The following is a 2844-nucleotide window of genomic DNA, read 5'->3' as shown; positions in this document are numbered from 1 at the left end:
CCTTGGTCTGGAATACGCAGCAAATCGGTCACGATCCCCGGAATGACCGGTCACGTTCGGCGGAATACGCACCAATGGGGGCTGCCATTCGTCGGGACCTTCGGCTCCCTTGCTCAGGCTCGCCTCGACAGGCAAAAGACTAACCGAGTCATTGGCGATGGACCGGCGCTTCTGGCCAAGCCATTCTCAGGCTCCACGATCCCAAACCCAGGCCAGCGGCACAACATGTTTGATGCCCTCAAGGAACAAGCTTTTGGTACACGGTATGGTCGCAAAGCGAACATTCAGGCTTTCGGATAATGCCAGCAAGCATGCGTGGTTATGGAAAGGAGGAGAAGTCGCAATGCAGTAGACGTCGCCGTGTCTGGCTCGTTAAAGACCGTCTCGGCTCAAACGGTCGATCAAGGCGATGTATTCTTCTTCTTTGAGCCTTGGGAAGAGGCTATTATTAAACCTTAACGTGAGTTCTAAGCCGTCTTCGCTCCTTGCAACTCGGGTATGTAGAATTGCTAACCAGAAATTCAACAATGCCCTATCCCTGGTGCAGAAAATTGGAGATGGTCCTTGAAGTTGTTGAAAGCATAAAAGCAGTTCAAGCGATCTAAGGTCGGAAATAGCATTATGTGCGGAAGACTCAGAATAATTTTCCTTTGGCTTTATAATGTTGCGACCAATGTTAAGCTCTGGATTCTTAGGATCTTCATAAAGACACGATACTGCTGCGAGAATGACGAACGGCGAAGGTTTTGGACTCAGCCTCTTTGAAAGAGAAAACAAGGCTTCCTCAACTTCACCTAACTTTTTTTCTGGAAGTGCAGTGAGCAGATGCTTGGAAGCACACAAAAGAAATTGAGTATCCGAATCATATCGAGCCTTCAAATCCTTAGAAATAGCGTATCCGGCACGATAGTGCTGCTCTTCAAAATCCATCAACCTAGCGTTTGGAAAAACCTCTCCCAAAGCTTCAGAAGCGTCCTGAAATTCGAGAACGAATTCATCGTAGGTTGGCGGCTGTCGATTACGACCTTCCAGCGCAGCTAGTATAGGGTTCAGAGTATAGTTCTGGTTATTGAAAAAATTAAACCACCACTTATTCGCAGCGATGTCAGCCCTTTTACTCTCGGCTGCTATCGATTTCGCAGTCGCAACAATATTTCGATCCACTAGAACGATTGAAGCGGGTGCAAAACAGAAGGGCAACCACCCATCGGACAGTAAGGCATAAGCTGTTACCGGCTGATGGAATTGGATGTTCATTTTTAGGTGAAGCTTATGTTTAGTCTCTTCCATAACCTCTACGCTTGCAGTTGCAGCAGGCAAGAAGTGCAGCGTAGTGCCTGTCCGAAAACCTGCACTTGTTATAAAGATAGCTCATCCGCGAGTCCTCGGACGTCGGCAAGAGATGCAGAAACACTTAATTTTGCGCCAGATCTTTCGGAAAGATATTTCTCAATAATACCGAAGCAGTGGTCTATATTTTTTAGGTCGTCATCTGCAAACGTTACGGTTGTGATGCCATAAGATGAAAAATACTCGTTCCTTTTATTTACTTCCTTCTGCCACTGCTTGCTCAGATTTTCATCAATCTCATATTTTTTTACGCCCGTGATTTTGGGAACTTTCATATGGGTAGAGGATGGGCTAATCTCAAAGCCTGTCATCTTCATCGTATAGGGATTGAGGACCGTAAAATCAAGGCGATACTTGTGTTTTGTATCTTTCCCCGCGAATCTAAGCTCCGGTATCAGAAATGGCTCCTCCATCGGCGCTTTGGATTTATTTAAATATTCCAAGTATCGATCAGATATTTCTTTTTCATATTTTGAATTTGATAGCCGCTTTAGCACGCTCCGGTAAAAGTTACCAAAATCTTTGTTACGAGCGAACTTTATTGGCTCCTCAGATTCGGGGTCAATGAAACCCGTCTCCATCACATGACGAACCGTCCAATAATTAAAGTCAGCACGCCTCATTTCAGATTTATCATTTACCCACTCGTCAATTCGCATTTCAGGAGATATCAACAGCCCCCAAACAAGATTCCCGCTCCCAAACCATATGGACCAAAGACTTTCCTCAGGCTTTTGGCGAACTCTTTCTTTGAAATTTCGATAAAAATTCCGTGTCAGGAAAAGTGTTATATACTCAGTAAGCAACTCATCTTTCAGCGCTAAAAGCAAGAAATACTCTCTACCGATCTTTCGATACTTTCCTGGCCTTAATTTGCCCTCTAATTCTAGTACTTGTGCCCTTTTCGCAAGCCCCTGAAACCACTGAGAAATAAAATCATTTGGGTCAAGAAACGCCGTGCGTACACTATCGACAAATAAATTATTATTAGATCCGATCATTGCATGAAATGAGTGTAGCGACGCCTTACCGGTTATTTCTTTATACTTCTCCAGCGCCTCACCCTGCAAAGCTTTTATTCGCTCTGAAAGGGCTGTTTCGTTCTTGTCTAAGAACCGTTTATCTATGCCTGTGACATCCATGCATAATCTCTTCTTTAAAACGCCCAGCTCAAGCGCCGGTTTGGAGCCGCGAAGCGGCGAAAAATCTGTCGCTGTGCAACCGATTGTTAGGGTCGACAGACATGCTTGAGCATCCCTTCGAAGAACTGAACCACAATGCCCCGGATTTGTTCTACCGTGTAGTACTGGTTTGCATATTCGACGTAGATTCCTTCACCTACCGAGGTGAAAAAGTACTGATACCAATCCTTGACGACAGGCTGATCGTCTATTGCCGTGACCTGACTAGAACGCAACCAGTGATAGTGCTTGCTTGCATTGGCCGTCTCGATACAGATGCGAAGCGCATGTACTACTAAGGAGTTCAAAAGTA

At 45.3% G+C, this 2844-nt stretch carries 4 protein-coding genes; 1 reads left to right on the top strand and 3 read right to left on the bottom strand.

What is annotated here, in order from left to right; all coding sequences use genetic code 11:
- Positions 1-300: hypothetical protein (locus Q668_RS17495; protein WP_227498343.1), on the top strand; the 300-nt coding region annotated here is incomplete at its 5' end.
- A 72-nt stretch (positions 301-372) separates the two neighbouring features.
- Here the strand turns inward: Q668_RS17495 and Q668_RS10445 are convergent.
- The 3 genes from Q668_RS10445 to Q668_RS17490 all read right to left on the bottom strand — a co-directional run.
- Positions 373-1290, bottom strand: a complete 918-nt coding sequence (locus Q668_RS10445; protein WP_022989552.1) for a hypothetical protein — start codon at positions 1288-1290, stop codon at positions 373-375.
- A gap of 68 nt (positions 1291-1358) precedes the next feature.
- The gene (locus tag Q668_RS10440) at positions 1359-2492 is read right to left on the bottom strand and encodes a hypothetical protein (RefSeq protein WP_022989551.1); all 1134 of its coding nucleotides are present in this window, start codon (positions 2490-2492) and stop codon (positions 1359-1361) included.
- A gap of 86 nt (positions 2493-2578) precedes the next feature.
- On the bottom strand, positions 2579-2844 hold a 266-nt coding region (locus Q668_RS17490; RefSeq protein WP_036219730.1), incomplete at its 5' end, for a hypothetical protein.

The sequence above is a fragment of the Marinobacter sp. ES-1 genome, assembly GCF_000475255.1.
Taxonomy (GTDB): domain Bacteria; phylum Pseudomonadota; class Gammaproteobacteria; order Pseudomonadales; family Oleiphilaceae; genus Marinobacter; species Marinobacter vinifirmus.
This window is presented reverse-complemented; position numbering and strand designations above follow the sequence as displayed.

Excerpts from the sequence above, each read along its gene's own strand:
- Q668_RS10440 (WP_022989551.1), bottom strand. The coding sequence starts at position 2,492 with ATGGATGTCACAGGCATAGATAAACGGTTCTTAGACAAGAACGAAACA.
- Q668_RS10445 (WP_022989552.1), bottom strand. The coding sequence starts at position 1,290 with ATGGAAGAGACTAAACATAAGCTTCACCTAAAAATGAACATCCAATTC.